Raw genomic sequence first — 23,193 nt, 5'->3', positions numbered from 1 at the left:
CCGCTGATCGCGGGACCTGCTGTTTTTACGGTTCCGTCACCGCCGGCTGTCAGGCGGCTTTATCCTTGCGGCGGTTGCCGAAGTAAATCGCCAGCAGCGCGACCGCGATGATGCCGAAGATCATATAGACCGCCGAACGCCTGGCGCCGTCACTCTGTTTCGGCTGTTCAATGACCTCCTCCTTGAGTTTCTGACCGCTGACCTCCTCGGCCTTTTTCCGCTCTTCGGCGAGCTGACGCTGCCGTTCGAGAGTCTTGGCGACCTGCTTTTCATACTCCTTGCGCAATTCCGGGTCCTTGAGCTGCTCTTTGATCATTTCGCGGAGCTTCTCGTTGCGGGTCGGAGGCAGGTCGAACTTCTTCATCAGCTCGACATGGGTTTTCGCGATCTGCTGAATGGTTTCCGCATCGGCTTTCCAGTAACCTTTGCGGACGGTTTCGAGCATCACGGCGGTCATCTCCTGCAGCGCGGCCGGATTGTTCTTTTCAAAGTACTCCCGGATGTCAAGGTTGAGCTTGTCGTCGACATAGACCTCCTTGTACTCCTGCCACAGGTGGTCTTCGAGCATATCCGGCTTCATCACTTCCCACCCGAAGGTGTTGTGGAAAACCTCCACGAAGCTGCCGGTCGCGGAAGCCCCTTCCTTCATCATCTCCTTGATATATTTCGGATTCAGCACGGTGCTGCGCGCTTCGACCATCGCGGCCTCGCCCGCTTCCTGGATTCTGGCGCGTCCGGGCGTGCGCAGATCGTTGAAATAGGCGTCGGGGTCCTTGCCGGTCACATGCCGCGCCGCGAGGCTGAGGCCGCCGGTGAACTCATAGACATGGTCCAGCGACAGCGGTCCCCAGCTGTTGGAGGAACGGGACTGCACCACCGTGTCGGTGTTGGTCAATGCCGCCTTGAAAACGCCGGGCACATGTTCGCCCCAGTGCTCGTCGGTATAGAGCGCGCCCATGTTGTTGAGATAGACCTCGGCGATGCCTTTGGTATCCTCCCACTGGCCGCTGTTCTGCACCATTCCGGTCACGCCGGTGCCGAAGTTGCCGTTCACGCCGCCGAAGAGCCGGGCGTTGCCGAGCGATTTGGCCTGTTCCGGCGACATGCCGCCGGCGATCAGGGCCTTCACGATTTCGAGCGAACCCTCGCGCACGAAGTTGCCGAATTCCCCGTCCGGATCAGTCGCGGCCAGACGGACCGCCTTGTCGATCAGCCGCATCCGGCTGGTCGCCGCACCCCGGAACTGGCCGGAGGTCTGCACCACCACGTCGATGCGGGGACGCTTCAGCTCCGACATCGGAATCAGCCGCACATCCTGCACCCGGCCGCGCGAATCCCAGATCGGTTCGACGCCGAGCAGGTAGAAGATTTCACCGATGTTGGTCCCCTGCGTCCGGATGAACTCGCCGCCCCACAGCGAGAAGCCGACCTTCTTCGGATATTCGCCGGTCGATTTGAGCTTGGCCTGAATCAGCGCCTCGGCGAGCTGTCTGCCGACGGCGTAGCTCTCTTTGGTCGGAGTGCGTTCCGGGTCGATGCCGTAGAGGTTTTTGCCGGTCGGGACGGTGTCGGGATTCAGCACCGGGTCGCCGCCGGGCGACGGGTAGAGGTAGCCGCCGTTGAACGCATTCACGATGGAGGCCAGTTCCGCTTCGGTGGATTTGAGCAGGTCCGCCTTGGCCTGGAACGTGATCTCCTCCGGGGCCGGTTTCGGTTTCGGCGCCTGCTGCTGCATGCGGCCCGGCATTCCCATCCCGCGCGGCGGGCCGGCGGGACGCGACTGCTTCATCTGCCCGGCCATCTGCTGCATCGCGGCGGCCATCTCCGGCGGAATCGCGCGGCCGTCGGGCAGCTTGCCGGACTCCATCATCCTGCGCATATCGTCAGCGGAAGCGGACATCCCCTGCGGATGGCCCTGCGGACGCGCCGGAGCGGCCTGCTTCTTTTTGAACTTCTCCGGGTTGACCAGCGCCTCCTTCGCCCGGGCGTGGGCTTTGGCAAGGTAGTTTTCGGTGAAGAAATGCAGGTCCTTGCGCTGTTCCTCTCTGACCTTGCCCGCTTCGAGGTCGGCCTTGAAAAGCGCGTCGGCGATCGCGTCGACGGTCATCAGCCGGGCAGTCTCATTCGCCTCGTCCTCGGAGTAGGGGCGGCCGATCACGTACAGACCGCGGTTGACCTTGGCATCCTGAATCTCATGCAGGAAGTTGTGCAGCTTGCCGAGGTCCTCCTCGTTCAGCTTGCCCGCCGCAAAGTCAGGCGAGAGCTTGAGGTCACGGTCGTAGTGCTCTTTCGTCGCGATTTCGACGATCGTCTTGGCGTATTCGGACTTGAGCATCGGATTTTCCGCAACCTCGTAGTTTTCGAGCTTTTCATGGAGCTGCGTGACCGCGCCGTAGCCGTCGGCCTGCATGAAAGGGGCAGTCAGGTGGCTGACCATCGTCGCGTAACTGCGGCGCTTCGCGATCTGCGCCTCGCCGACATTGTTGATGATGTACAAGTAGTAGTGCGGCATCTCGCCGACCAGCACGTCCGGCCAGTCGTAGCTGGAGAGCGCCACCTGCTTCCACGGGGTGAATTCGAGGCTGCCGTGGGTGCCGAAGTGCATCATCGCGTCCGCCTTGAAGCCATGGCGCAAGTAGAGGTAGGTCGCGATATAGGTGTGCGGCGGGGCCATCTTGACGCCGTGGACGAGCTTGTTCTCGTCGCTGCCCTCGCCGGGAAGCGACTGCGGCATCAGGATCACGTTGCCGAACTGAATCCGCCCGATGGCCATATTGCCTTCGGGAGTCCGGAAGGATTTGCCGGGAAATTCGCCGTACCGCTCCGTGACGGTCTCGTAGAGGTCGGCGGGCATGCTCTTTTTGACCCACGCCAGATAGTCGGCCGGCGTGATGGTGACGGTCTGCACGCGCGGCACGGCCCGGGCCGCCGCGGCATTGCCGGCGTTGGTGCCGAAAGCGGCGTTGCTCGCCTCGATCTCATTGTTCAGCTCCTCGGCGGTTTCCGGGAGGGGGCCGGTGGTGTAGCCGGCCTGCCGCAGCCGCCTGAGCACATTCAAAATGGACTGGGACACGCCGAGCCCGCCGGTCGCGGCCTCCTTGCCGATGGAGCCGTAGTAGATGATCGCGATCTTCTTGTCGGCATTGGGCTTGCGCTTCAGGTCGGTGGTCTTTCTGACCAGTTCGGCGAAGCGTTCGAGCCGGTCGGGAATGGTGCGGAACTCAAGCAGGCCGCGCTTGTTCCGGTAGAGCGCCGAAAGCACGAAAGGAACCGCGCCGCCGTCCAGTTCCGGCATGGTCACGCTCTGGCTCAGCATGCCGCCGGTCATGCCGCGCTGGTCCTTCAGGTACTCCTCATAGGGCTGGCTGACCTTGATCGGACAGAAAAGCGGAATATTGTATTTCTGCAGCAATTCAACCGCCTTTTCGCCGAGGCGGCCGTGGGGCTGGTAGATCACAAGGTCAGGTCTGACCTGCTCGAACATCGGCAGCAGATTCCACATGCCGTTGGCGGCGACGACGTTCATTCCCTTCTGTTCCAGTGCGCCGATCAGGTCCTCCAGCGCGCCGCCGCCGTTGCCGGAGAGCACGCAGACGGTCGCGGCGTTCTCCTTGTACCGCCCGGTCTTCTTATACCAGTCGAGGTATTCCTGATAGGTCTTGAACGAATCCTCCTCGGCGATATGGAAGAAGGGCCGCCGTTCGAGTTTCTTGGGCGGCTCCGGCTTCGGCGCGTTGATGCGCTTGCCGTCGATGTCGTAGCGGATGAAGTCGAGCATCCGGCGGAAGTTCTCCTTGCCGCCGCCGAGGTACTGCTGAAGTTTGTCGAGCTGCTCGTCGGTCAGCGTATTGAGCGCGGTCTCCTTGCGGGTGGAGGCGGTGGTGTAGATGGGCTTTTTCAGCTTGGAGAGAATCTCCTGCTGCTTTTCGGTGAAGTTGAGTCCCATCCCGAAGAAGATGATGCAGTCGTAGTTCTTCAGCTCCTCGCCGTTTTTCTCGGTCCATTTGAGCGGAACCACCTCGACCGACGAATTGATCGGCTGGTCCAGCATCGGAGCGAGGATGTATTCGGGGTAGTTCACGAACGCCACCCGGGTCGGCGAGCCGTAGAACTGCCACAGGGCGGCGAGTACGGCGACCAGCACCGCGCCGAGGATGATGAACAGATACTTCCGGGGAATTTTTCGCATGATCTGATTTTCTCCTTCCGGAACGCCGCCGCTCCCGTCCGGTTGCGGCATCGGTTCCGGGTCGTTGATTGTGTTTCTTTTTTCCGGATTTCCCATAATATAATTAGTCATGTCTAATTTTGCAACTGTCTTGATCCGGAAAAAGTGATTTTTCGCGGCAGAAAGAAAGACGCCGGTGCGGCGTCAGGGGGATTCGGGCGCATGTCAACGCTTCAGCCGGATTTCATAGAGTCTGTTTCCGATCCGCCGTGCCGCGTCGATCATCGGCTGGTTGGGGGTGTCGCAGCCGTCGACGAAGCCGACCTGCATATTTTCGTCGTCCCCGGTGCGCCCGGAGACCGGCTGGTCCGCGTAGCGGAAATAGTGAACGCCGACGCAGTTGGGATTGTAGAGTGCGCTTTCGCAGTAGCGGGTGAACGCTTTGGCGCACTCCTCGCGGCCGGACGCCTCCTGCAGGCCGGGGCTGCCGGAGCCGGCAACCGTCGTGCCGAAGTGGAACTCCCCGACCAGCAGCGGCTTGTCCGCAACGCCGGTGTAGTGGGCAATCGACCGGTAGTAGAGGTTGGCGCTGACCACATCGGCGTATTCAGCTTCGGCTTCGGCGGCGTCGAGTGTCTGGAAACCCGCGAAACGGCTGCCGAGGTAGAGCTTGCGCGGCGCGGCGTTCCGGACGGCGTCCCGGCAGCTCCGGTAATACCGCTCCAGGGCCAGCCGGTTGAAGTCGCGGCAGTCGGCCTCCGGAATCCGCTTCCCGGCGGGGAGCCTGCCGAGGCCGTCCCAGCCGGGATAACCGGTCCCCCACGCCCGGTTCAGCGCGTCGATGGTGCGGTATTTTTCCTTCAGCCGGGCGGCAAGCGCGCGGCGGGCAGGCGTTTCCGCGGGCATCGCGATCACATGTTCGGCAAGCCGGGGCAGTTTGTCCCATCGGACCTCGTTGTCCACGAAAAAGCCGATGCAGTACGGATCGTCGAGCGCGGCGCGGAACTCCCGCTTCATATTCGCTTCGATCGCAGCCTGGAAGCCCGGCTCGAATACGTCGTAGAGGTTGTAGGGCGCGGTGCCGAGCAACGGCGAACCGGCGGCCTTCGCCTGCACCACATAGGGCATCCGGCAGATGCGGCGCACTTCGGCGGTATTCCAGTTGCCCACGGTATTGAAGCCCCAGGAGGGAAGGCGGCGGGCGGCGATCCGGGCAAACTGTTCCGGGCTGCAGTCGCCGTATTTGCGCAGCAGGTTTGCGAGATGGAAATCGAAGGTCCGCGGAGTTTCGATCCCTTTCTTCCGGTAGAATGCGGAGCTTCTGCGGTTCACGCCGTACAGGCCGCCGAACTTCGGGTCGTCCCGTTCGGGCAGCCATTCAAAATACTCCCGCCTGCCGTCCACGCAGGTCGGATTGGCCGGATAGAGGCAGTCGATTCCGAACGACCAGAAAAGTTTCCCGGCCGGATCGACGAAAAACCACTTCCCCCGGTATTTCTCCACCCGGAAGTGTCCGGTCGCTTTCAGCGTCGGCCCGTCGGCCCAGCCGCCGTAAACGGTGCGTCCGGCTGTTCCAAGCGGATGGGCGGCGAGATCGCTCTCCTCGCGTTCCCGCGCGGCCGTGAAGTCCGCCTCCCGCCGGATTTTACCCGGCCAGTCGGCGTGACGGTACTGGCCGAAGCGGTCGATGCAGGGATAGAAAGCGGCGGGCGAAGCCAGTGCGGCGGCAGGCCGTTCCGGCGGAGCTTCCGCGACGAAAGGCGAAACCGCGAACCGGAATTCACGCATCGGACGGCGGCACATCAGCACGATCCGGGTAATCCTCGCCGGGTCGGGACGGCGCGGATTCGGGAAACCGGGAAAAGGGTCGAAAACTCCGCCCGGCGCGAAAGACGTGTTCACCACCGGCGAAAAACGGTGGCGCAGCACGCTCTTTTCCCCCGCATTCAGCGCGATGCCGCTTTTCGAGAGCGCCTTGCGCCCGTCAGGCAGCTCCCCCTGAATTTCCAGCACAATGTCGATCGGATACGGCGACAGGTTCTCCACCTCCGCCGCCAGCACGCCCGCCTCTGAAAAATCGAAATATTTCCCGTTCCGCGGCGCGAAGCGGATATTCGGGAACAACCCCTTTTCCGCATACAGCCCGGAAGCCGCCGGCACCGTCAGCTCCAGTCTGCCGTTTCGGGGACAACTGCCGATGTTTTCCTCCACTTTGACGGCTCCGGCGGCGGTCAGGTCCAGCACCGTCGGGGATGCCCCGCACAGCGCACCGGCCAGCAGGCCCGGAAACAGAATCGCAATTCGACGGAATCTCATGGTATTTCTCCCTTACCGGCGGAATGTATAGTTGTAAACCTGTTCCTGCGCCGCTTCGGAGTACCGCTTCCCCGCCGCGTGCAGGTCGCCGTACAGCACGTTCGCCTTATCTCCGTGCCGGATCGCAAGGTTCTTGCCGGTCCCGGAATCCACCGCCACACCCCGGCCGTAGCCGATGTAGTAGATTTCATACGTGGTGTTGACCGTGGCCCGGGTCGAATCCGCGCAAAGCAGGTCGCCGCTCCCGAACCGGGTCTCCCGCCGGGCGTAAAAAAGTTCGCCCCCGCCGGTTTTCCACGTCAGGCCGCATCCCGGCAGCTCCGCCTTTCCCATCTGCATGCCGTAGCTGTTCTCGTTGCTGATCAGGTAATCGAGGTTCTTCGGGCAGTTCCCGAAGCTCCGTTTCCCCTCCTCCCACTCCGGCATGAATCCGAGTTGCCCCAGCGCCACCCGCCACGGCAAACTGATCCCCGGCCGGTCCGGCAGCGCGAACTTCGCGGCAGGCATCCAGCCGTTGTTCGCATCGGCATAAAATGCGAACACCACTCCGCACTGTTTCTGGTTGTTCAGGCACTGCACCTCCCTCGCCCGTTCCCGCGCCTGCTGCAGTGCCGGCAGCAGCATCGCCGCTAATATCGCTATGATTGCGATCACCACGAGCAGCTCAATGAGGGTAAACGGCCTTAAGCGGCGGTATGCGGGGGGCGTGTCCGCCGCCCCCCGCACCCCCTGCGTTCGGCAAGGTGCCGGTGCCGGGTACGGGACGGTCGACAGGCGGTGGCGCGTTCGGCCGGCGGGGAAGGAAGATCCGCAATAACGTGAAGTTGTCTTCCCGCTTTTCTGCGGAAAAACAACTTCACGTTTTTGCTCCGACTTGCCGCTTGCAGAGCATTGGCGGAGGCGTGAGAGCTTGCCGGAAACAAAAGAGATGTTCGGATTGGTTGGTACGGGGAGAGACGCGGCGCAAGCCGCCGCTTTCTCTCCCCCGAACCCCTCTCTTTTACGCAGAGCGGGAACAGGAGAGACAACGAGGGGCCGGGGGAGCGAAACTCCCCAGCGGGATAAGTAGGAGGAACGTAGTGACGACGCACATCCCGTTACCCGGCTGCGGCACCTTGCCGCCTCTCTTTTACGCAGAGCGGGAACAAGTGTGTGGGTATGGGGGTGAGTGTTCTGCTGTATTGCGCTCATGCCGGTACTCCTTTTGATTAATTCTCAAATCACAGTTATATTATATCTGAAAATCTGCAGAAATCCAACAGGATAAGTGTGTATAAACGTATAAAATATTATCAGAATCGTTAGGAATACTTTCATCATGCTCAGAAGAAGAAAAATGCACTTGACCGTGGGGACGTCGGAGCTTGACGGCTTCGATGTCGGGAAGTATCCCCTGCATCATTTCGTGCCGGGGCCGGGCTGCGGCGGCGAACTGCGGAACCGGCTGCCGGTCTACATCCGCTCCGCCGGACGGGACGAGTGGGTGAAAGGGTGTTTCCGCCATCGCCGCAACTCCGATATCTTCGCGGTCGAATTCGTGGTTTCCGGGGAGTTCGCGTTTACCCGGCACGGCCGCCGCCACCTGATCGGCCCCGGCGGCATATTCCTCGGCCATCCGGACGGCGGTGAAAGCTGCATGGAAGTCACCTCCGACTATGCCGAAAAACGTACCGTGATCATCCGCGGCGCGGCGCTGGAGGGCGTGACCGGCGCGCTGAATCTCGATGAAGTCGACCTGCTGCGCCCGGCGGCCCCGGAGGAGTTCAACCGCTGGCTGGACCGGGCGGATGCGTTCTGTCCCAACGGCGACCCGCACGAGGCTTCGGCCTTCACCTATGAATTTCTGCTCTATCTCTCCAAGCTGGCCGGACGGGCCGGGCTGTCGGCGGAAATCCAGCAGGCGCAGGATTACCTGCGCGCCCGTCTGGACCGTCCGCTGCGGCTGGAGGAGCTGTGCCGGGCGCTGGCGCTCAGCCCCGCCTCCGTCTACCGGCTCTTCGCCCGCGAACTCGGCACGACGCCGATCGAGTACCATGCGAAGCTCCGCACCGAACGCGCGGCGGAAATCCTCGCCTCCGGCAGCCATTCGGTCAAGGAGGTCGCGGCGATGCTCGGCTACTCCTCGCCGCAATATTTCGCGACGGAATTCAGGAAACGGCGGGGCTTTTCGCCCTCCTGCCGCCATTCGGATTGAATCCGGGTTGAAAATCGGCGCGGGAAGTGCTATTGTTATGCTTCAGCATCCATTATTTCAGGACGGAACCACGATGACCGGCAACCGAAAAAAGAACGCCGTACGGGAACGGTGCAGCATCCGCGACTTGGCGGAATACGTCGGGCTGAGCACCTGCACCGTCTCAAAGGTGCTCAACGGGCGCACCGGCACCAAAATTCCGGAGGCGACCCGCGAGCGGGTGCTCGCCGCCGCGCGGGAGCTGGATTACGTCCCCAATGTGAACGCCCAGCGGCTTTTCCGCCGCCGCGCCGGAGTGATCGGGCTTCTGGTGCCGTCTCAGCTGGACACCGAAGACCATGTGTTCACCGACCTGCATTTCGTGGACATCCTCGCCGGAATGGAGGAGATGCTGCAGGGCAGCGGCAGCAACCTGCTGCTGCTCTTCGGTGAAAAGCGCGACGCGAACTGCCGCTACTGGCCGCTCTTCCGCGCCGGAACCGTCGACGGGCTGCTGGTCTGGGGCGAACACCGCGAGGCCGGCTACCTCGGCGAACTGCTGGAAAACCGCGCTCCGGCCCTGTTTATCACCAGCGTGCCTGATTCCGCGGCCCCCGGGCGGCTCAGCTTCGTGACCGCATCCTACCGGCGGACGGCGGCGGAACTGACCGGCGTACTGTGCGCCCGGAATCCGCGCCGGCTGCTGTTCCTGTGCGGCCCCGGCGGCCATTCGGTGGTGGAGGCGATCCGCGCCGGAGTCGAAGACGCGCTGGCCGGAACCGGCGTCGAATGCACCGCGCTCGTTTCGCGGTATGCGCGCGAAAGCGCCCGCGAAACCCTGCTCGGCGCACTTCGCCGCGAGAAGTTCGACGGCCTGATCGTGATGAGCCGGAGCATGGAGAGCGGCGTGCAGGATGCGCTGCGCGAGCTGGAAATTGCGCCGGAGCAGTTGCCGATGGTGCTCCTCGACGGGGACCGCCGGACCGGGCTTGCCGCCGGAGTGCTCGGCGCCGCCCGGCTGGACGACCGCGAAATCGGCCGTCTGGCCATTCAGGGAATCCGGCAGCTGATCGACCGGGAAACGGAGTGCTTCCGCCGGGAGGTCCGACCGGAGCTGCTGATCGCCGGAAGCGGCTGATCCAGGTATGGAAAAACGGTTGATTTTCGGATTCTCCACTTGAAAAAACAGGCAAATGATAATATTTTCAACAAATGATTTTATAATTTGAAATAGAACAGGAGTGTTTTCTTGCTATGCCGCACATTGACGCTTTTCTGAACTTCATGCTGGAGCACAAGGCATCGGATATGCACCTCTCCAGCGGCTGCCCGGTCGCGTACCGCATCGACGGTGAAATGGTATTCACCAACTCGGACCCGTTCGACAGCGACTACATCGAGGCGCTGGTCTTCGAGATCATGAGCGAACGCAACCAGAATCAGTTCCGCGAATGCAACGATACCGACCTCGCGTATTCGCTGCCGACCGGCGACCGTTTCCGCGTGAACGTGTTCCGCGACCTGCACGGCGTCGGCGTGGTGGCCCGTGTGATTCCCGCGAACATCCTGACCTTCGAACAGCTGGGGCTGTCGCCCGCGATCCGCGACCTCTGCACCCTGAACAAGGGGCTGGTGCTGGTCACCGGGCCGACCGGTTCGGGTAAATCGACCACGCTGGCCGCGATGATCGACTACATCAACCGGACCCGCACCGACCACATCATCACGGTTGAAGACCCGGTGGAATTCGTGCACCCCAACAAGAAGTGCCTGATCAACCACCGCGAAGTCGGCCGCCATACCCGTTCGTTCGCCGCCGCGCTGCGCGCCGCCCTCCGTGAAGACCCGGACATCGTGCTCGTCGGCGAAATGCGCGACCTCGAAACCATGGAAATTGCGCTGGAAACGGCGGAAACCGGCCACCTGGTGTTCGGCACGCTGCACACCACCACCGCCGCCCGTACCGCGGTGCGTATCATCCAGCAGTTCCCGGCGAACCGTCAGGACCAGATCCGCATGATGCTCGCGGAATCGCTGAAGGGCATCGTGTCGCAGACCCTCTGCAAAAAGATCGGCAAGGGGCGTGTCGCCGCGCTGGAAATTCTGCTCGTCACCCACGCGATCAGCAACCTGATCCGCGAAAACAAGGTGCACATGATCGAGTCGAGCATCCAGACCGGCTACAAGCTCGGCATGCGCACGCTGAACGGCGCGCTGATGGAGCTGGTGCGGGACGAAAAAATTTCGTCGGAGGAAGCGTTCTTCCGCGCGATCGACCGCGACGACCTGCGCAAGATGATGATCGAAGCTGAAATGCCGCTTCCCGCCAACGCGCAGGACGACGCGCTCTGAGTTTCGGTTTTTCCCGAAAGGCTCCCGGAATTTCCGGGGGCTTTTTTATGCCCCGCAAATTGACTGAGTCAAATCCGGGATAAAATTTTTTTCGATTTTTTATTGGAAGCCTATTGACTTAGTCAGAAAGATGTATCATAATTAATGCGGAACCGAAAATTCAGGAGAACGGGATGTGAAAGACAAATTGTCACAGGGCAGGGAGTTCCTGCTGGACGGGATCGAATCCGGGCGCTTTCCGGCGGGAAGCAAACTGCCCGGAGCGCGGGATCTCGCCGCGGAGCTGCATATCTCGTTTCTGGTCGCGCAGCATGTGGTCTCGTCGCTGGAACAGGACGGCGTGATCGAATGTGTTTCCCGGCGCGGCGCCTATGTCCGGCACGGTTGGGAAAACCGGCTGATCCGCAACCATCTGGTGATCTTCCAGCCGTTCCGGGAGTGGATTCCGGGCATGCTGGGATTTCTGGCCGAAGAACTGCCGGAGCTGCGGTTCAGCCGGGGATTCAGGCGCGGCATGTTCGAACTGCGCACCACCTTTGAATTGCAGGAGCACCGCGACGACTACATGGACCTCTCGCGCTTCCTGCCGGAGTGCATCCATGACGAAGGGCGTTTCTTCAGCCGTCCGTTCCGCGGCTTCAGCGAACCGGACGGACGGCTGTTCGGAATTCCCTTCATCTTCTCGCCCCGGGTGATCTTCTTCAACCGCGGCATGCTGGCGGCCCACCGTCTCCCCGCCCCCCGCAAAAACTGGACCTGGGAGGAGTTCATCGGGCTGATCCGCACCCTGCGGCGGCACTACCCGGCGGAGCGGGTTTTCACCTATTTCGACCGCCCTTATTTCTGGATGAACTTCATCTTCCGGGCCGGCGGCAAGCTGATCGACCGCCTGCCGGACGGCTCCACCAGAGTCTGCATCGACTCCCCGGAAACAATCCGGGGCATGGCGCTGCTGCGCGAGCTGTGCACAACCGTCTACGGTTTCGTCAGCCGGGGCGCGGAAGTCGAGTGCCCCTTTCACAACGGCGACATCGCGCTGGCGATGGCCGACCGCGAGTTGTACAGCGTGATTCACCACAGCGGCTTCGACGACTGGGGCACGGTGCCGCTGCCGGAGATCCCGGGCGGCCGGAATGTGACCACGCAGGCGACCGACCTGATCTGCGTGCGCCGCGAGTGCGCCGACAATGCGCTGGCGGGAAAGTATATCCGCTTCCTGCTCGGAGAGCGAATGCAGCAGTACATCGGCCAACGGCGTTACGGGATTCCGATCCTGAAGCAGGCGGCGCAGGCGAGCATCGACTCCGAAGATCCGCGCGACCTGCTGTTCCTGAACGAGATGAACACGATGTCCGCCGAATACAACGTGGACTCTCCGCCGCTGACTGAAATCATTTACGGCGGGGTTTCCGACATCATCCACTCCGACCGCCCATTGGAACCGGCAGCAGCCGAGCTGGCTTCGGCGCTGCGCACCATATTGAAAGTCCGTGATGAAATCCGTCGTAAAAAGAATTGACAGGAGGCTGCCATGAAACGAAATTTCACCCTGATTGAACTGCTCGTGAATATTACTTGTAAAATATACACTCGGTTCCCGTATACCGCTCTGCGCGAAAGAGAGGGGTTCGGGGGAGAGAAAGCGGCGACTTGCGCCGCGTCTCTCCCCGTACCAAGCAATCTCAACATCTCCCTGATGTCCGGCAAGCTCTTACGCCTCTGCCAATGCTCTGCAAGCGGCAAGTCGGAGCAAAAACGTGAAGTTGTCTTTCCGCAGAAAAGCGGGAAGACAACTTCACGTTATTGCGGCTCTTTCTTCCCTGCCGAACGACCGTTGCCCCGCCTGTCCACCGCCCCGTACACGGCACCGGCACCTTGCCGGTCTGGGTGCAGGGGCGAAGCGCCCTGCTCGCCGAAGGCGAAATCCCGATATCGCAATAGTTTTACGCTGATTGAGCTGCTCGTAGTGATCGCGATCATCGCCATTCTCGCGTCGATGCTGCTCCCGGCACTGAACAAAGCGCGCGCGGCGGGGCATGCCGCCAAGTGCCTCGGCAACCTGAAGCAGATCGCGACGGCTTCCGCGCTGTATTCCGACGACAACAACGGCAGCATCATGTGGAAAGACGACGCCGGCTGGACCGCGCGCTTCCTGTTCGGGCCGGCCGCGCCCAATTTCCAGCAGTCCACGCTGGTGCCTTACCTCGGCGGCAGCCCGGTGGCTTCCGTGACGGAAGCCAATATGTTTGAGAATGATGTGATGCCCGTGGCGCTCTGCCCGGGAGGCCGGCGCGACGGCCAGAACGTCAAACCTGATCATGACCCGAAGGGCATGAACAACAGCTATGCGTTCAACACCTATTTGACCAGCACCGCGAAACAGGCGGGCAAGGAAAACTCCAATCCGCAGCGATGGCATGAATTCCGGTCGATCCGCAAGCCGTCGCTCCGGCTGCTGGCTGGCGATATCGCCTACAACTGCTACGACGGCTCCACGGACGGCTCCCGGGTGGAAATCTGGCAGCAGAAGGTGTTGTCGCGGCGGCACAGTCAGGCGGTCAATATCGCATTTGCGGACCTGCACGCGGCCAAAGTATCCCACGCGGAACTGATGGCCCGCAAGGACGGGAGTTATTCCGCCGAAAAGCACAACTATTTCTGGTTCGATCATATCTGGTAAGAGAGGATATTCACCATGCGGAAACTTCAATCGGTCATCGGCGGCGTGCTGGCGGTGCTGGCCGTTGCGGCGGAACCGCTTCCGCTCCCGCAGGAAGCGTGGCGGAATCAGAACCGCAACGAGCTTTCCCTCTCCGAAGAAAACGGTGCCTTGCAGCTCAAGGTGGAAAAGCAGAGCCGGTTCGACGGCTCCGCGATCAGGACGCTGCGAAAACTTCCGGAAGTGCCGCTGGTATTCTGCGGGACCGTCAGCGGCAGCAAACCGGGCATGGCCTATTTGCAGGTGAAACTGTACCGGGACGGCAAAGAGCTGAACCGGCTCGACTCCCGGCGCAGCCGGGTCCGCCCCGGAGAGCTTTGCGTCGAATTCGATCCGAAAGGAGCCGACCGGATCGAACTCCTGTGCCGCACCGTTTCCGCCTCGGAATATGTCGGTGCGATGGCACGTTTCAGCAACTTCCGCCTGCTTCCGGAGGCGGAGTACCGCCGGGAGCTGCCGCCTGTAAAGCTGGTTCCCGGCTACGAAGCGTGCAGCATCGAACTCAACCACCGCCGCGCTTCGGACCTCGACGGCTTCCGCTGCGAGGTCAGCTTCCGCCCGGAAGGAACGCAAAGGTGGATTCCGGCGCTGCCGCTGGCCTACCAGCCGCCGGAAAAAAGCGCGCGCGGCAGTCTGCTGAACCTGAAGGAAGATACCCCCTATCAGTTGCGGCTCACCGTCGATGACGCCGGGAAAAAAGAGGTGATCGAGCGGAATTTCCGCACGCTTTCCAGCCGCGTCCCGGTCGGCCGGACCATCGAACTCGGCCCCGGCACCGAACTGCCGCTGATCATCCGCGACTCCGGCGCTCCCGACGGGTATGTGCGCTACACGGCCAAGCCCGGCTTCGTGCTGGACGGCGGCACGGCGGCGGACGACGTGATCCGGCTCGACCAGGCGGAATACGTGATTCTGGACGGGCTGACCATCCGCGGCGGCCGGATCAACGGCATCCGGCTGGATGACGCCGCCCATATCCGGATCCTGAACTGCGACATCTCCGGCTTCGGCCGGATCGGCGTGCGCCGCCCCGAACTTGACGGCAAATTCTACGAAGCGGGGCGCGCGCTCAACAACGACGCCGGAATCCGCATTCAGGACTGCCGGGATATCCTCGTCGAACGCAACTACATCCACGATCCGCGCGGCACCGCGAACAGCTGGTTCTATTCGCACCCGGCCGGACCCAACGGCATTTTCGTCGGAGGCACGGAACAGGCGGTATTCCGCTATAACGATTTCATCGGCAGCGACCGGCACCGCTGGAATGATGCGGTCGAGGGTATGAACAACGGTTCCGTGAACGGCAGCGTCTGTCGCGACGCCGAAATCGTCGGCAATTATTTCGCCTTCGGCAACGACGACGGCATGGAACTGGACGGCGGCCAGCAGAACTGCCGTTTCCTGTTCAACAAGAGCGAAGGCGTCCTGTGCGGCGTCAGCACTGCCCCCTGCCTGGCCGGTCCCTCCTACCTGGTCGGCAATCTTTTCTGCAAACCGGGCGATGAACTCGGCTTCACCAACACCGCGATCAAGAACAACTACAGTGTCGCGGGACGCGGGAAGCTCTATTTCCTGCACAACACCATGGTCGGCGACTGGTCGGCCCTGAGCAGCTACGGCGGGAAAAAGGAGGAGAATGAGGCGCTCAAGCGGATTTTCAAAGGGTATGGCCGCAACAACCTTGCGGCAGTCTCCGGCAGTCTGGCGGTGGTCGGAATCTTCCGCGCCATCGCGGATTTCGACTACGACCTGCTGCTCACGAATCAGAAAGGATTGATCGGCACTTTGCAGCGGCAGTACAATCAGGAGCGCCACGGCATCGCCAAGCCGCCGGTTTTCGTCGACGCGGCGCGCGGCAACTACACGCTGGCCGCCGGCTCGCCGGGCATCGGAGCGGGCGAACCGGTCCCCGGCCTGACGACCGGCGCCGGAGCGCCTTCGGTCGGTGTGCTTCACTCCGACCTGCCGTTCCGCCCGGTGCCGATCCACGTCGACGCGGCGCGGATCGAATTCGCAGCGGTTCCGGCGGAACCTGCCGAAGTCACGGTCACGGTCACCGACCCGGCTTTCCGTTCCGAATTCCGGATCGTGCGCAACGCGGCGGGCCGCTTCATCCGGGTCACTCCTGAAACCGGAACGCTGGCTTACGGCAAACCGGTCAAGCTGACCGTTTCCATAGACCGGTCGGAAATCACGTCGGCACGGCTGAATGCGGGGGCGTTCCTGATCCGGCTGCCGGACGGCTTCTCCCGCCCGGTCTCCGTCTACGCCGATTCGACCGGAGACGCGGCGCTGCTTGCGAAAGACCGGGCCAATGTGATCCGCGGCACGACTGGTCCGGCCGAAAAGGAGGGGACGAAACTTACGGCGGATGTTCCGAAAGCCGGGAATTACTATCTCTTTTTGCGTACGGCGGGGCCGGAACGCAAAATTCCGGTCAGCATCGACGGCGGAGAAACATCGGAACTGATCCTGCTCGGCCAGCCCGGCCCGCAGGAAAAATGGCGCGTTCTCGGCGCCCACACCTACACCGGCAGGCCTAACCGCCCCATTCCGTTTTCAGCCGGACGGCACACGGTGACGCTGCGCGGCTTCACCGGAAAAATCGCCGGATTCGCACTGGCGGAAAAGCCGGAAGAGCTGCTGCTCGCTCCGCTGCGCCCCTGAGAGCTCCGAATCAGAGCTTCCAAAGGGTATAGCCGGGTTTGCGGGTGAAACCGAGCTCTTCATAGAAATGCTCGGTTCCGGGTTCTCCGACCAGTCCGATCCAGTCGATGCCGCGGGCCCGCAGCGCGGCAACGATATGGCGGACGATTTCGCCGCCGATGCCCCGTTTGCGGTAATCCGGCGAAACGGCGATATCCTGAATATAGGCATCCGACACGCCGTCGGAAACCGCACGCCCCATCCCGATCAGCCGGGAGCCGTCGAAAACTCCCAGCGCAACCGTGGAACCTGCCATGGCGCGCGGAATGAATGCTCCTGATTCTTCCGGGGCCAGCCAGCCGGCCTGACGGTAGAGTTCCGTCATCTCTTCCGTCATTTCCGGAGAAATGACGGAAAGCTCGCGGTATTCGACGGAATTGCTGTTCATATCATCCCTGGCAATACAAATAGTAGCGCACGATGATATAGATGGAGGCGAGCACCATGCTGCCGAGAGTCACCGGCACTCCGTAAACCAGGAACTGCGAGAAGCTCACCTTGTATCCGTTCTTTTCGGCAATGCCGACCGTCACCAGGTTGGCCGCGGCTCCGACCAGCGAAGCATTGCCGCCGAGACAGACGGAGAGGGCGAGTCCCCACCACAGCAGATGCTGGCATTCGACGCTGTCGCGGAAGGCCGGAGTCGCCGCGATGAACGAAGCGACCACGGTGACCATCGCGGCTGTAAAGGAGACGTTGTTCATCACCGCCGCCGCCAGCGCACTGCCCCACATGATCACCAATACGATGGTCAATACCGACCAGCCGCCCATCAGCTGCAGCACATTGTCGATCTTGGCCATCAGCCCGCACTGCTCCGCGCCGCAGACCAGAATGAACAACGCCATGAAGAAAAACAGCGTGCTCCACTCGATCTTTTCGAGGGCGTGGTCCACATCCACCTTACACAGCGCCAGCGCCAGCGCCGCGCCGGCCATCGCCACTACGCAGGGCTGAAGCCCGACCGCGCCGTGGACCAGAAAACCGATGATCGTCAACAGCATCACGATGCCGCCGCGCCGCAGGTTGTGGCGGTCGGTGATCGCGGCGTTTTCATCAAGTTCCATGATCAGCGCCCGTTTTTCGACCGTCACTTTCATCCGTTTGGAGTAGTAGACCCAGAGGCAGATGCTGTACAGGATCATCACCACGACGATGAACGGCGCCAGATTGATCAGGAAGGCCGCGAAGTCGAGCTGGGCGACCGAACCGATGATCAGGTTCGGAGGATCGCCGATCAATGTGGCGGTTCCGCCGATATTGGAGGCCATCGTTTCCGCCATCAGGAACGGAATCGGCGGCACACCGAGTTCATTGGCCACCAGCAAAGTGACGGGTGCAACCAGCAGAATGGTCGTCACATTGTCCAGAAACGCCGACAGAACGGCGGTTGCGAACACCAGCAGGATCATGGTACGGATCGGCAGCCCCTTCGCGAGCTTCGCGCACTTGATCGCGACATACTGGAACAGGCCGGTTCCGGAAAGCAGGTTGACCAGCAGCATCATTCCCGCCAGTGTGAAAACCACGTCGAAATTGGAATAGCGGGCGAAAGTATCCAGCTTGTCATATCTGCCGGCTTTTTCCGCCATATTGCCGTCAGCATGGGATATCGCATCCTCAACTTTTTGAAGCGCAGACGGTTGCGAATCCGCAGGCGATTCCGTCATTTTCGCCTGTTCCGCCGTTTCCACATCGGAAACGGCCTGCTCCGTCACCACGTTTTCCCGCGACTCATGTCCTTCGCCGGAATGCGAAGGTCCCGGCAGGATGAAAAACATCATCAGCGACGCTCCGAGAAGCGCCGCCACGGTCTTATGCACTTTTTCGGAAGCGATCAGGACATAAGTGCCGACAAAAACGATCGTTCCGACCCAGAACCACAGGGTTTCCATATCAACCACGCAATACCTTTTTCACAATATCTTTCACCATGATCTCCCCGAAATACTTCTGGTCGCTGTCCACCACGAAGCAGGTGCTGACGTTGTTCTTGGTCATTTTGACCGTGAACTGGATCAGCGGAGTATCCGGTTTGACCACCAGCTCCGGCTGACGCATGTAGTCGCCGACGATATGCTCGTTCTCTTCCTTGAAAATCCGGTTGAACGGCTCGAAACTGTTCACGAAATCAAGGTTGTCCAGCCGGAAGATATATTCGGGAATAAAGCGGTGGAGCACTTCGGTGGCGGAGAGTTCGCCGACCAGCTTGCCCTGATCGTTCACCACCGGCAGCTTGTCGCGGTCGTCGCGGCTGAACATATCCAGAGCGGTGGAAAGCTTGTCGTCCGTCTTCAACGCGGTGACCTTGCGGACCAGCACATCCTCCGCGGTCAGGGTGCTCCGGATCTTCACATCCGCCAAACGCAGAATGTCGAGGAATTCCCGCGCATTCGCCGCAGAACAGAGCGTCTGCCGGTTCTTGCCGGTGCCGAGAAACCGGATCAGCGCGGAAAGCGCCTTCAAATAGAGATCGCTGGTTTCGGAGGAGATCAGCGACATGATCACCAGCTGGCACTGTTCGGGATCGATGCTCTGCAGCTGGACCGGCTTGGGCAGAAGACCGATGATGATATACAGATCATCGATCTCCTCGGTACGCATATGAGGCAGCGCAACCCCCTCATACGGAATTTCAAGGGTGTCTTCGCGCTCGATCATGCCGGAAACCAGCCGGTCGGGATCGACCGGAAGCTGGAGAGCATCTTTGGCCCGACGCAGCATATCCGTGTAAATCCCGGAACGGCTGACCCCTTTGACATTGGTGAATACGAGCTCTTCATTCAGAATGGAAACCAGCTTCATATTACTGACCTCAGTTTTAAATATTTTCCGCCGCGCCCGGCAACTCCTCATTCCCGGACTGCAAAACGGCAGTTTCTCACATCCGTTCAACCACGGCCTTCGCGAAGTCGGAGCAGCCGACTTCCGTCGCATTTTCCATCATCCGCGCGAAATCATAGGTGACCACACGGTCGGAAATCGCCTTTTCGATTCCCTGGTTGATCAGCTCGGCCGCTTCGGTCCAGCCGAGGTGACGCAGCAGCATCTCGCCGGACAGGGCCAGTGAACACGGGTTGACCTTATCCAGCCCCGCATATTTCGGCGCGGTGCCGTGGGTCGCCTCGAACAGCGCATGACCGGTCGTATAGTTGATGTTCGCTCCCGGCGCGATGCCGATGCCGCCCACGCAGGCCGCCAGCGCATCGGAGACATAATCGCCGTTGAGATTCATGGTCGCAATCACATCGTATTCTTCGGGACGGGTCAGGATCTGCTGCAGAAACGCATCGCAGATGCAGTCCTTGACCAGCAGTTTGCCGGCCGGTGGATTCCAGTCGCAGTCAGCCGCGACCGCCGCCACGTCGGCGTATTCGCGCCGCACCAGATCGTATCCCCAGTTCTTGAAGCCGCCTTCGGTGAACTTCATGATGTTGCCCTTGTGGACCAGCGTCACGCTGCGGCGGTTGTTCTTGAGCGCATATTCGATCGCGGCGCGGATCAGCCGCTCGCTGCCCTCGACGGAAACCGGCTTCACGCCGATGCTGGAGGTTTCAGGGAAGCGGATCTTCTTCACGCCCATCTCATTCTGCAGGAAGTCGATCACCTTCTTCACTTCGGGGGTGCCGGCGTTCCATTCGATTCCGGCGTAGATATCCTCGGTGTTTTCACGGAAAACCACCATATCGGTTTTTTCCGGAGATTTCACCGGAGAAGGAACACCCGCATAGTACCGGACCGGACGCAGGCAGACATAAAGGTCGAGCTGCTGGCGCAGCGCCACATTCAGCGAACGGATGCCGCCGCCGATCGGGGTGGTCAGCGGTCCCTTGATCGCCACCAGATATTCACGGATCGCATCGACGGTTTCACCGGGCAGCCACAGCGGTTCACCGTAGACCTCATTGGCCTTTTCTCCGGCGAAAAGCTCCATCCAGGCGATGGCGCGCTTGCCGCCGTAGGCTTTTTCCACTGCGCGGTTCCAGATCATCATCGAGGCTTTCGTGATATCCGGACCGATGCCGTCTCCCTCGATAAAACCGACAACGGGACGGTCGGAGACCTGAAGTTTGCCGTCTTTTCCGGCAAGAATGCGGTCCCCGGCGGGAATCTTGATTTTCTGATATGACATAGTGACTGTTTCCTGATTCAGCCGCGAAACGGCCGGATGTTATATACAAAATTCTCAGGTAATATAACACCCGAACCGCAGACGTGCAAGACGCAAGTCGGCGGTTTGGCGAAAAAACAGTCGTTTCAAGCTCCGGCGGCGAAGACCCGCCGCCGGAGCCGCTTACCACTGATGGATATAACGGAGGAACAGATAGACCATGCTGATGAAGACGCTCAATACCATGATCGGAGCGCCGTAACAGGTGAAGTCCTTGAACGAAAGTTTGTAATTGTTCTTGTGGGCGATCTGGCTGATCACCACGTTGGCGGAAGCGCCGATCAGCGTACCGTTGCCTCCGAGACAGGCGCCGAGGGCCAGCGACCAGAACAGCGGTTCGCTGATCTGCTGGCGGATCGCTTCGGTATCGGCTTCGATTCCCATCTGCCTGGCGAAAACCGGCACGATCGAGTTGATCAGCGGGATCATCGAAATCACCAGCGGGATGTTGTCGATGATCGCCGACAGGATCGCGGAACCCCACAGGATGATCATCATCGTCAGCGCGAAATTGCCCCTGGTCAGTGAAACCATGTGTTCGCCGAGCAGGGTGAAAACGCCGTCGATTTCAAGGGCGCCGACCATCATGAACAGCCCGCAGAAGAACAGGATCGTGTTCCACTCCACCTTTTCGAGCATGTGGGCCAGTTCAAGCCGGCAGACCGGCACCATCACGAAAGCTCCGCAGATCGCGATCAAACCCGGCTCCAGATGGATCAGGCGGCTGGTGAAGAAGCCGAGCAGCACCAGCGCGAAGACGATCAGCGAACGTTTCAGCCGGGCCGGATCCAGGATCGCCCGCCGGGGCTGGGTCAGCTGCACCTGGACGACTGAATCAGGGTTGCTCTGAAGTTTTTTACGCATCAGCAGCACCACGGCTCCGAGGCAGACCACCATGATCAGCAGCACCACCGGGGCCAAATTGATGATGAAGTCGTTGAAGCTCAGGTTGCAACTCGCGCCGATCAGGATGTTCGGCGGGTCGCCGACCAGCGTCGCCGTACCGCCGATGTTGGAAAACAGCGCTTCGAGAATCAGCACCGGCACCGTAGGCAGTCCGAGCAGCTGGGTGATCAGAATGGTGATCGGCGCCATCAGAATGATCGTGGTCACATTGTCCATGAATGCCGAGATAATCGCTGTCGCCAGCAGAAACTCGACGGTCACCAGCACGCCGTTGCCCCGGGTCTGCCGGGCGATCAGCACCGCCAGATATTCAAAGACGCCGGTGGTCGCCATCACGTTCACGATGATCATCATGCCGATCAGCAGCCCGAGCACGTTGAGGTCGACTTTCCCCAGCATTTCGGTGAAGTCGGCGACGTGAAACGCCACCATCAGCCCTGCGCCGATCATGGCGGCGATGGTTTTATCCACCTTTTCCGACGCGATCGCGATGTAGGCGAGGATGAAGATTGTAATTCCTGTCCACATAATAAAACGGTACCTTGGTTAAAGATTGATGATTCGCCCGAGCAGTTGCGCCTGGCTGATGACTCCCTGCAACTCCTGTTTATGATTGGTCACATAAATTACCGGCTGTTTGAGAACGCTGATCGCGAACACCACTTCGATCAGAGTGGCGTCCGGATGAAATGACGGAAGTTCGCGATTCATCACATCTTCCACGCGGGAAGCGGCTTCCACCGCGAAATATTTTTCGAACGGGTCGAAATAACGGATAAATCCGACACTTTTCAACTGGCTGAAGAAATCCGGAATGCCCAGTTTGAACAGCTCGACGCTGCTGAGTTCGCCGACCAGTTTTTTGCCGTCCAGCACGGGGATGATCTCCTGGTGGCTTTCCGCCATCAGCCGGGTTGCTTCCTTAAGCTGCATGCCGGGCGTCGCGAATACCCGGGCGGGAATCATGATATCCGCGGCTACCAGCGTGTGGGTCTGTGTGCGCTGTTCGGCCAGCACTTCCCGAAGCTCATCGGCATCTTGTGCCGCAAAAAGCCGGGTGCGCTTTGCCGGAGTGCGGATGCAGCCGCCGAGATCGGCCATGAACCGGAGGCCCTCCACTGGATTTTCTTCCGGCACCAGCAGCAGACAGGCGATATCGAGCGGTATTTCATCGGGAGTTTCACAGCCGGCGAACGGTTCGGCGAACCGGCCGAACACGACGACCAGCTGTTCGAGTCCGGCCAGCCGGATATGAGGCAGCATCAGGCCGCCGCCCACCGCGGTGGAAGACTGCTCTTCACGGGCCTTGATCAGCTCAAAGATTTTTTCCGCCGGCACGCCGCATTTGGCGGCGTGCGCATCTTTGACGGCAACTTCCGACAGCCGCTTGAGCAACTCATCGCAGCCGGAAGCGGTAAGGTCGGGCAGAATCGTAATGGAAGCGGGATATTGAACAACGGTATTCATATGATAAACATTCCTGAACGAAAACGGTGATTGAACAGTATGATTCTGGAAAATAAACTTCCCCCGCCGCAAACAGCGGGGTATCCGGGATTTCTCCTTCGGCGACCAGGGCGCTCCGGCCCTCGACCGGCAAGGTGCCGGTGCCGTATAGGGAATTGTTTTTCGCATCGTGAAAAACAATTCCGTGACTTTTAAAAGTCACCCCAAAGGCG

General features: G+C 60.8%; 15 protein-coding genes. 6 read left to right on the top strand and 9 right to left on the bottom strand.

Features of this window, described 5'->3' with window-relative positions:
* Positions 1–49: 49 nt before the first annotated feature.
* The 3 genes from C8D82_RS10450 to C8D82_RS22125 all read right to left on the bottom strand — a co-directional run bounded on the left by C8D82_RS10450 (position 50) and on the right by C8D82_RS22125 (position 7,675).
* Positions 50–4,189, bottom strand: a complete 4,140-nt coding sequence (locus C8D82_RS10450; RefSeq protein ID WP_165833001.1) for a cobaltochelatase subunit CobN — start codon at positions 4,187–4,189, stop codon at positions 50–52.
* Between the two features lie 204 nt (positions 4,190–4,393).
* On the bottom strand, positions 4,394–6,484 hold the full coding sequence (locus C8D82_RS10445) for a hypothetical protein (RefSeq protein ID WP_116884228.1): 2,091 nt from the start codon (positions 6,482–6,484) through the stop codon (positions 4,394–4,396).
* Positions 6,485–6,496: 12 nt separating this feature from the next.
* Entirely contained in the window at positions 6,497–7,675 is a 1,179-nt protein-coding gene (locus C8D82_RS22125; protein WP_116884227.1) for a prepilin-type N-terminal cleavage/methylation domain-containing protein, read from the bottom strand.
* Positions 7,676–7,802: 127 nt separating this feature from the next.
* On the opposite strand from C8D82_RS22125, the gene C8D82_RS10435 reads away from it, so the two are divergent.
* The 6 genes from C8D82_RS10435 (at position 7,803) to C8D82_RS10410 (ending at position 16,398) form a co-directional block, all read left to right on the top strand.
* On the top strand, positions 7,803–8,678 hold the full coding sequence (locus C8D82_RS10435; protein ID WP_116884226.1) for an AraC family transcriptional regulator: 876 nt from the start codon (positions 7,803–7,805) through the stop codon (positions 8,676–8,678).
* A gap of 37 nt (positions 8,679–8,715) precedes the next feature.
* Positions 8,716–9,795 (top strand): LacI family DNA-binding transcriptional regulator, encoded by a 1,080-nt coding sequence (locus C8D82_RS10430; protein WP_116884225.1) that lies wholly within the window; start codon positions 8,716–8,718, stop codon positions 9,793–9,795.
* 116 nt (positions 9,796–9,911) lie between these two features.
* Complete coding sequence (locus C8D82_RS10425; protein WP_116884224.1) at positions 9,912–11,009, top strand: type IV pilus twitching motility protein PilT; 1,098 nt, start codon at positions 9,912–9,914, stop codon at positions 11,007–11,009.
* 175 nt (positions 11,010–11,184) lie between these two features.
* Positions 11,185–12,528 (top strand): extracellular solute-binding protein, encoded by a 1,344-nt coding sequence (locus tag C8D82_RS10420; protein WP_116884223.1) that lies wholly within the window; start codon positions 11,185–11,187, stop codon positions 12,526–12,528.
* A 12-nt stretch (positions 12,529–12,540) separates the two neighbouring features.
* Positions 12,541–13,689, top strand: a complete 1,149-nt coding sequence (locus C8D82_RS10415) for a type II secretion system protein (protein WP_207776113.1) — start codon at positions 12,541–12,543, stop codon at positions 13,687–13,689.
* 15 nt (positions 13,690–13,704) lie between these two features.
* A complete protein-coding gene (locus C8D82_RS10410; protein WP_116884221.1) occupies positions 13,705–16,398 on the top strand; it encodes a right-handed parallel beta-helix repeat-containing protein in 2,694 nt (897 codons plus the stop codon).
* 10 nt (positions 16,399–16,408) lie between these two features.
* On the opposite strand, the gene C8D82_RS10405 is transcribed toward C8D82_RS10410, so the two are convergent.
* The 6 genes from C8D82_RS10405 to C8D82_RS10380 form a co-directional block, all read right to left on the bottom strand.
* Positions 16,409–16,825 carry a GNAT family N-acetyltransferase gene (locus C8D82_RS10405; protein WP_165833000.1) on the bottom strand — a complete coding sequence of 139 codons (417 nt, stop codon included), beginning with the start codon at positions 16,823–16,825 and terminating at the stop codon, positions 16,409–16,411.
* Position 16,826: 1 nt separating this feature from the next.
* On the bottom strand, positions 16,827–18,332 hold the full coding sequence (locus tag C8D82_RS10400) for an ArsB/NhaD family transporter (protein WP_116884220.1): 1,506 nt from the start codon (positions 18,330–18,332) through the stop codon (positions 16,827–16,829).
* Position 18,333: 1 nt separating this feature from the next.
* Positions 18,334–19,242: a CBS domain-containing protein gene (locus C8D82_RS10395; protein ID WP_165832999.1), complete on the bottom strand. Its 909-nt coding sequence runs from the start codon at positions 19,240–19,242 to the stop codon at positions 18,334–18,336.
* Positions 19,243–19,318: 76 nt separating this feature from the next.
* Positions 19,319–20,569: an NADP-dependent isocitrate dehydrogenase gene (gene icd, locus C8D82_RS10390; protein WP_116884218.1), complete on the bottom strand. Its 1,251-nt coding sequence runs from the start codon at positions 20,567–20,569 to the stop codon at positions 19,319–19,321.
* A gap of 162 nt (positions 20,570–20,731) precedes the next feature.
* Positions 20,732–22,042: an ArsB/NhaD family transporter gene (locus C8D82_RS10385; protein ID WP_116884217.1), complete on the bottom strand. Its 1,311-nt coding sequence runs from the start codon at positions 22,040–22,042 to the stop codon at positions 20,732–20,734.
* Positions 22,043–22,060: 18 nt separating this feature from the next.
* Complete coding sequence (locus tag C8D82_RS10380) at positions 22,061–22,981, bottom strand: PTS sugar transporter subunit IIA (protein WP_165832998.1); 921 nt, start codon at positions 22,979–22,981, stop codon at positions 22,061–22,063.
* Positions 22,982–23,193 lie beyond the last annotated feature (212 nt).

It is taken from the genome of Victivallis vadensis (assembly GCF_003096415.1).
Taxonomy (GTDB): Bacteria; Verrucomicrobiota; Lentisphaeria; order Victivallales; family Victivallaceae; genus Victivallis; species Victivallis vadensis.
This window is presented reverse-complemented; position numbering and strand designations above follow the sequence as displayed.

Bases quoted from the DNA above. Each gene is read 5' to 3' on its own strand.
- C8D82_RS10450 (WP_165833001.1), bottom strand. From the start codon at position 4,189: ATGCGAAAAATTCCCCGGAAGTATCTGTTCATCATCCTCGGCGCGGTG.
- C8D82_RS10445 (WP_116884228.1), bottom strand. From the start codon at position 6,484: ATGAGATTCCGTCGAATTGCGATTCTGTTTCCGGGCCTGCTGGCCGGT.
- C8D82_RS22125 (WP_116884227.1), bottom strand. From the start codon at position 7,675: ATGAGCGCAATACAGCAGAACACTCACCCCCATACCCACACACTTGTT.
- C8D82_RS10435 (WP_116884226.1), top strand. From the start codon at position 7,803: ATGCTCAGAAGAAGAAAAATGCACTTGACCGTGGGGACGTCGGAGCTT.
- C8D82_RS10430 (WP_116884225.1), top strand. From the start codon at position 8,716: ATGCTTCAGCATCCATTATTTCAGGACGGAACCACGATGACCGGCAAC.
- C8D82_RS10425 (WP_116884224.1), top strand. From the start codon at position 9,912: ATGCCGCACATTGACGCTTTTCTGAACTTCATGCTGGAGCACAAGGCA.
- C8D82_RS10415 (WP_207776113.1), top strand. From the start codon at position 12,541: ATGAAACGAAATTTCACCCTGATTGAACTGCTCGTGAATATTACTTGT.
- C8D82_RS10410 (WP_116884221.1), top strand. From the start codon at position 13,705: ATGCGGAAACTTCAATCGGTCATCGGCGGCGTGCTGGCGGTGCTGGCC.
- C8D82_RS10405 (WP_165833000.1), bottom strand. From the start codon at position 16,825: ATGAACAGCAATTCCGTCGAATACCGCGAGCTTTCCGTCATTTCTCCG.
- C8D82_RS10400 (WP_116884220.1), bottom strand. From the start codon at position 18,332: ATGGAAACCCTGTGGTTCTGGGTCGGAACGATCGTTTTTGTCGGCACT.
- C8D82_RS10395 (WP_165832999.1), bottom strand. From the start codon at position 19,242: ATGAAGCTGGTTTCCATTCTGAATGAAGAGCTCGTATTCACCAATGTC.
- icd (WP_116884218.1), bottom strand. From the start codon at position 20,569: ATGTCATATCAGAAAATCAAGATTCCCGCCGGGGACCGCATTCTTGCC.
- C8D82_RS10385 (WP_116884217.1), bottom strand. From the start codon at position 22,042: ATGTGGACAGGAATTACAATCTTCATCCTCGCCTACATCGCGATCGCG.
- C8D82_RS10380 (WP_165832998.1), bottom strand. From the start codon at position 22,981: ATGAATACCGTTGTTCAATATCCCGCTTCCATTACGATTCTGCCCGAC.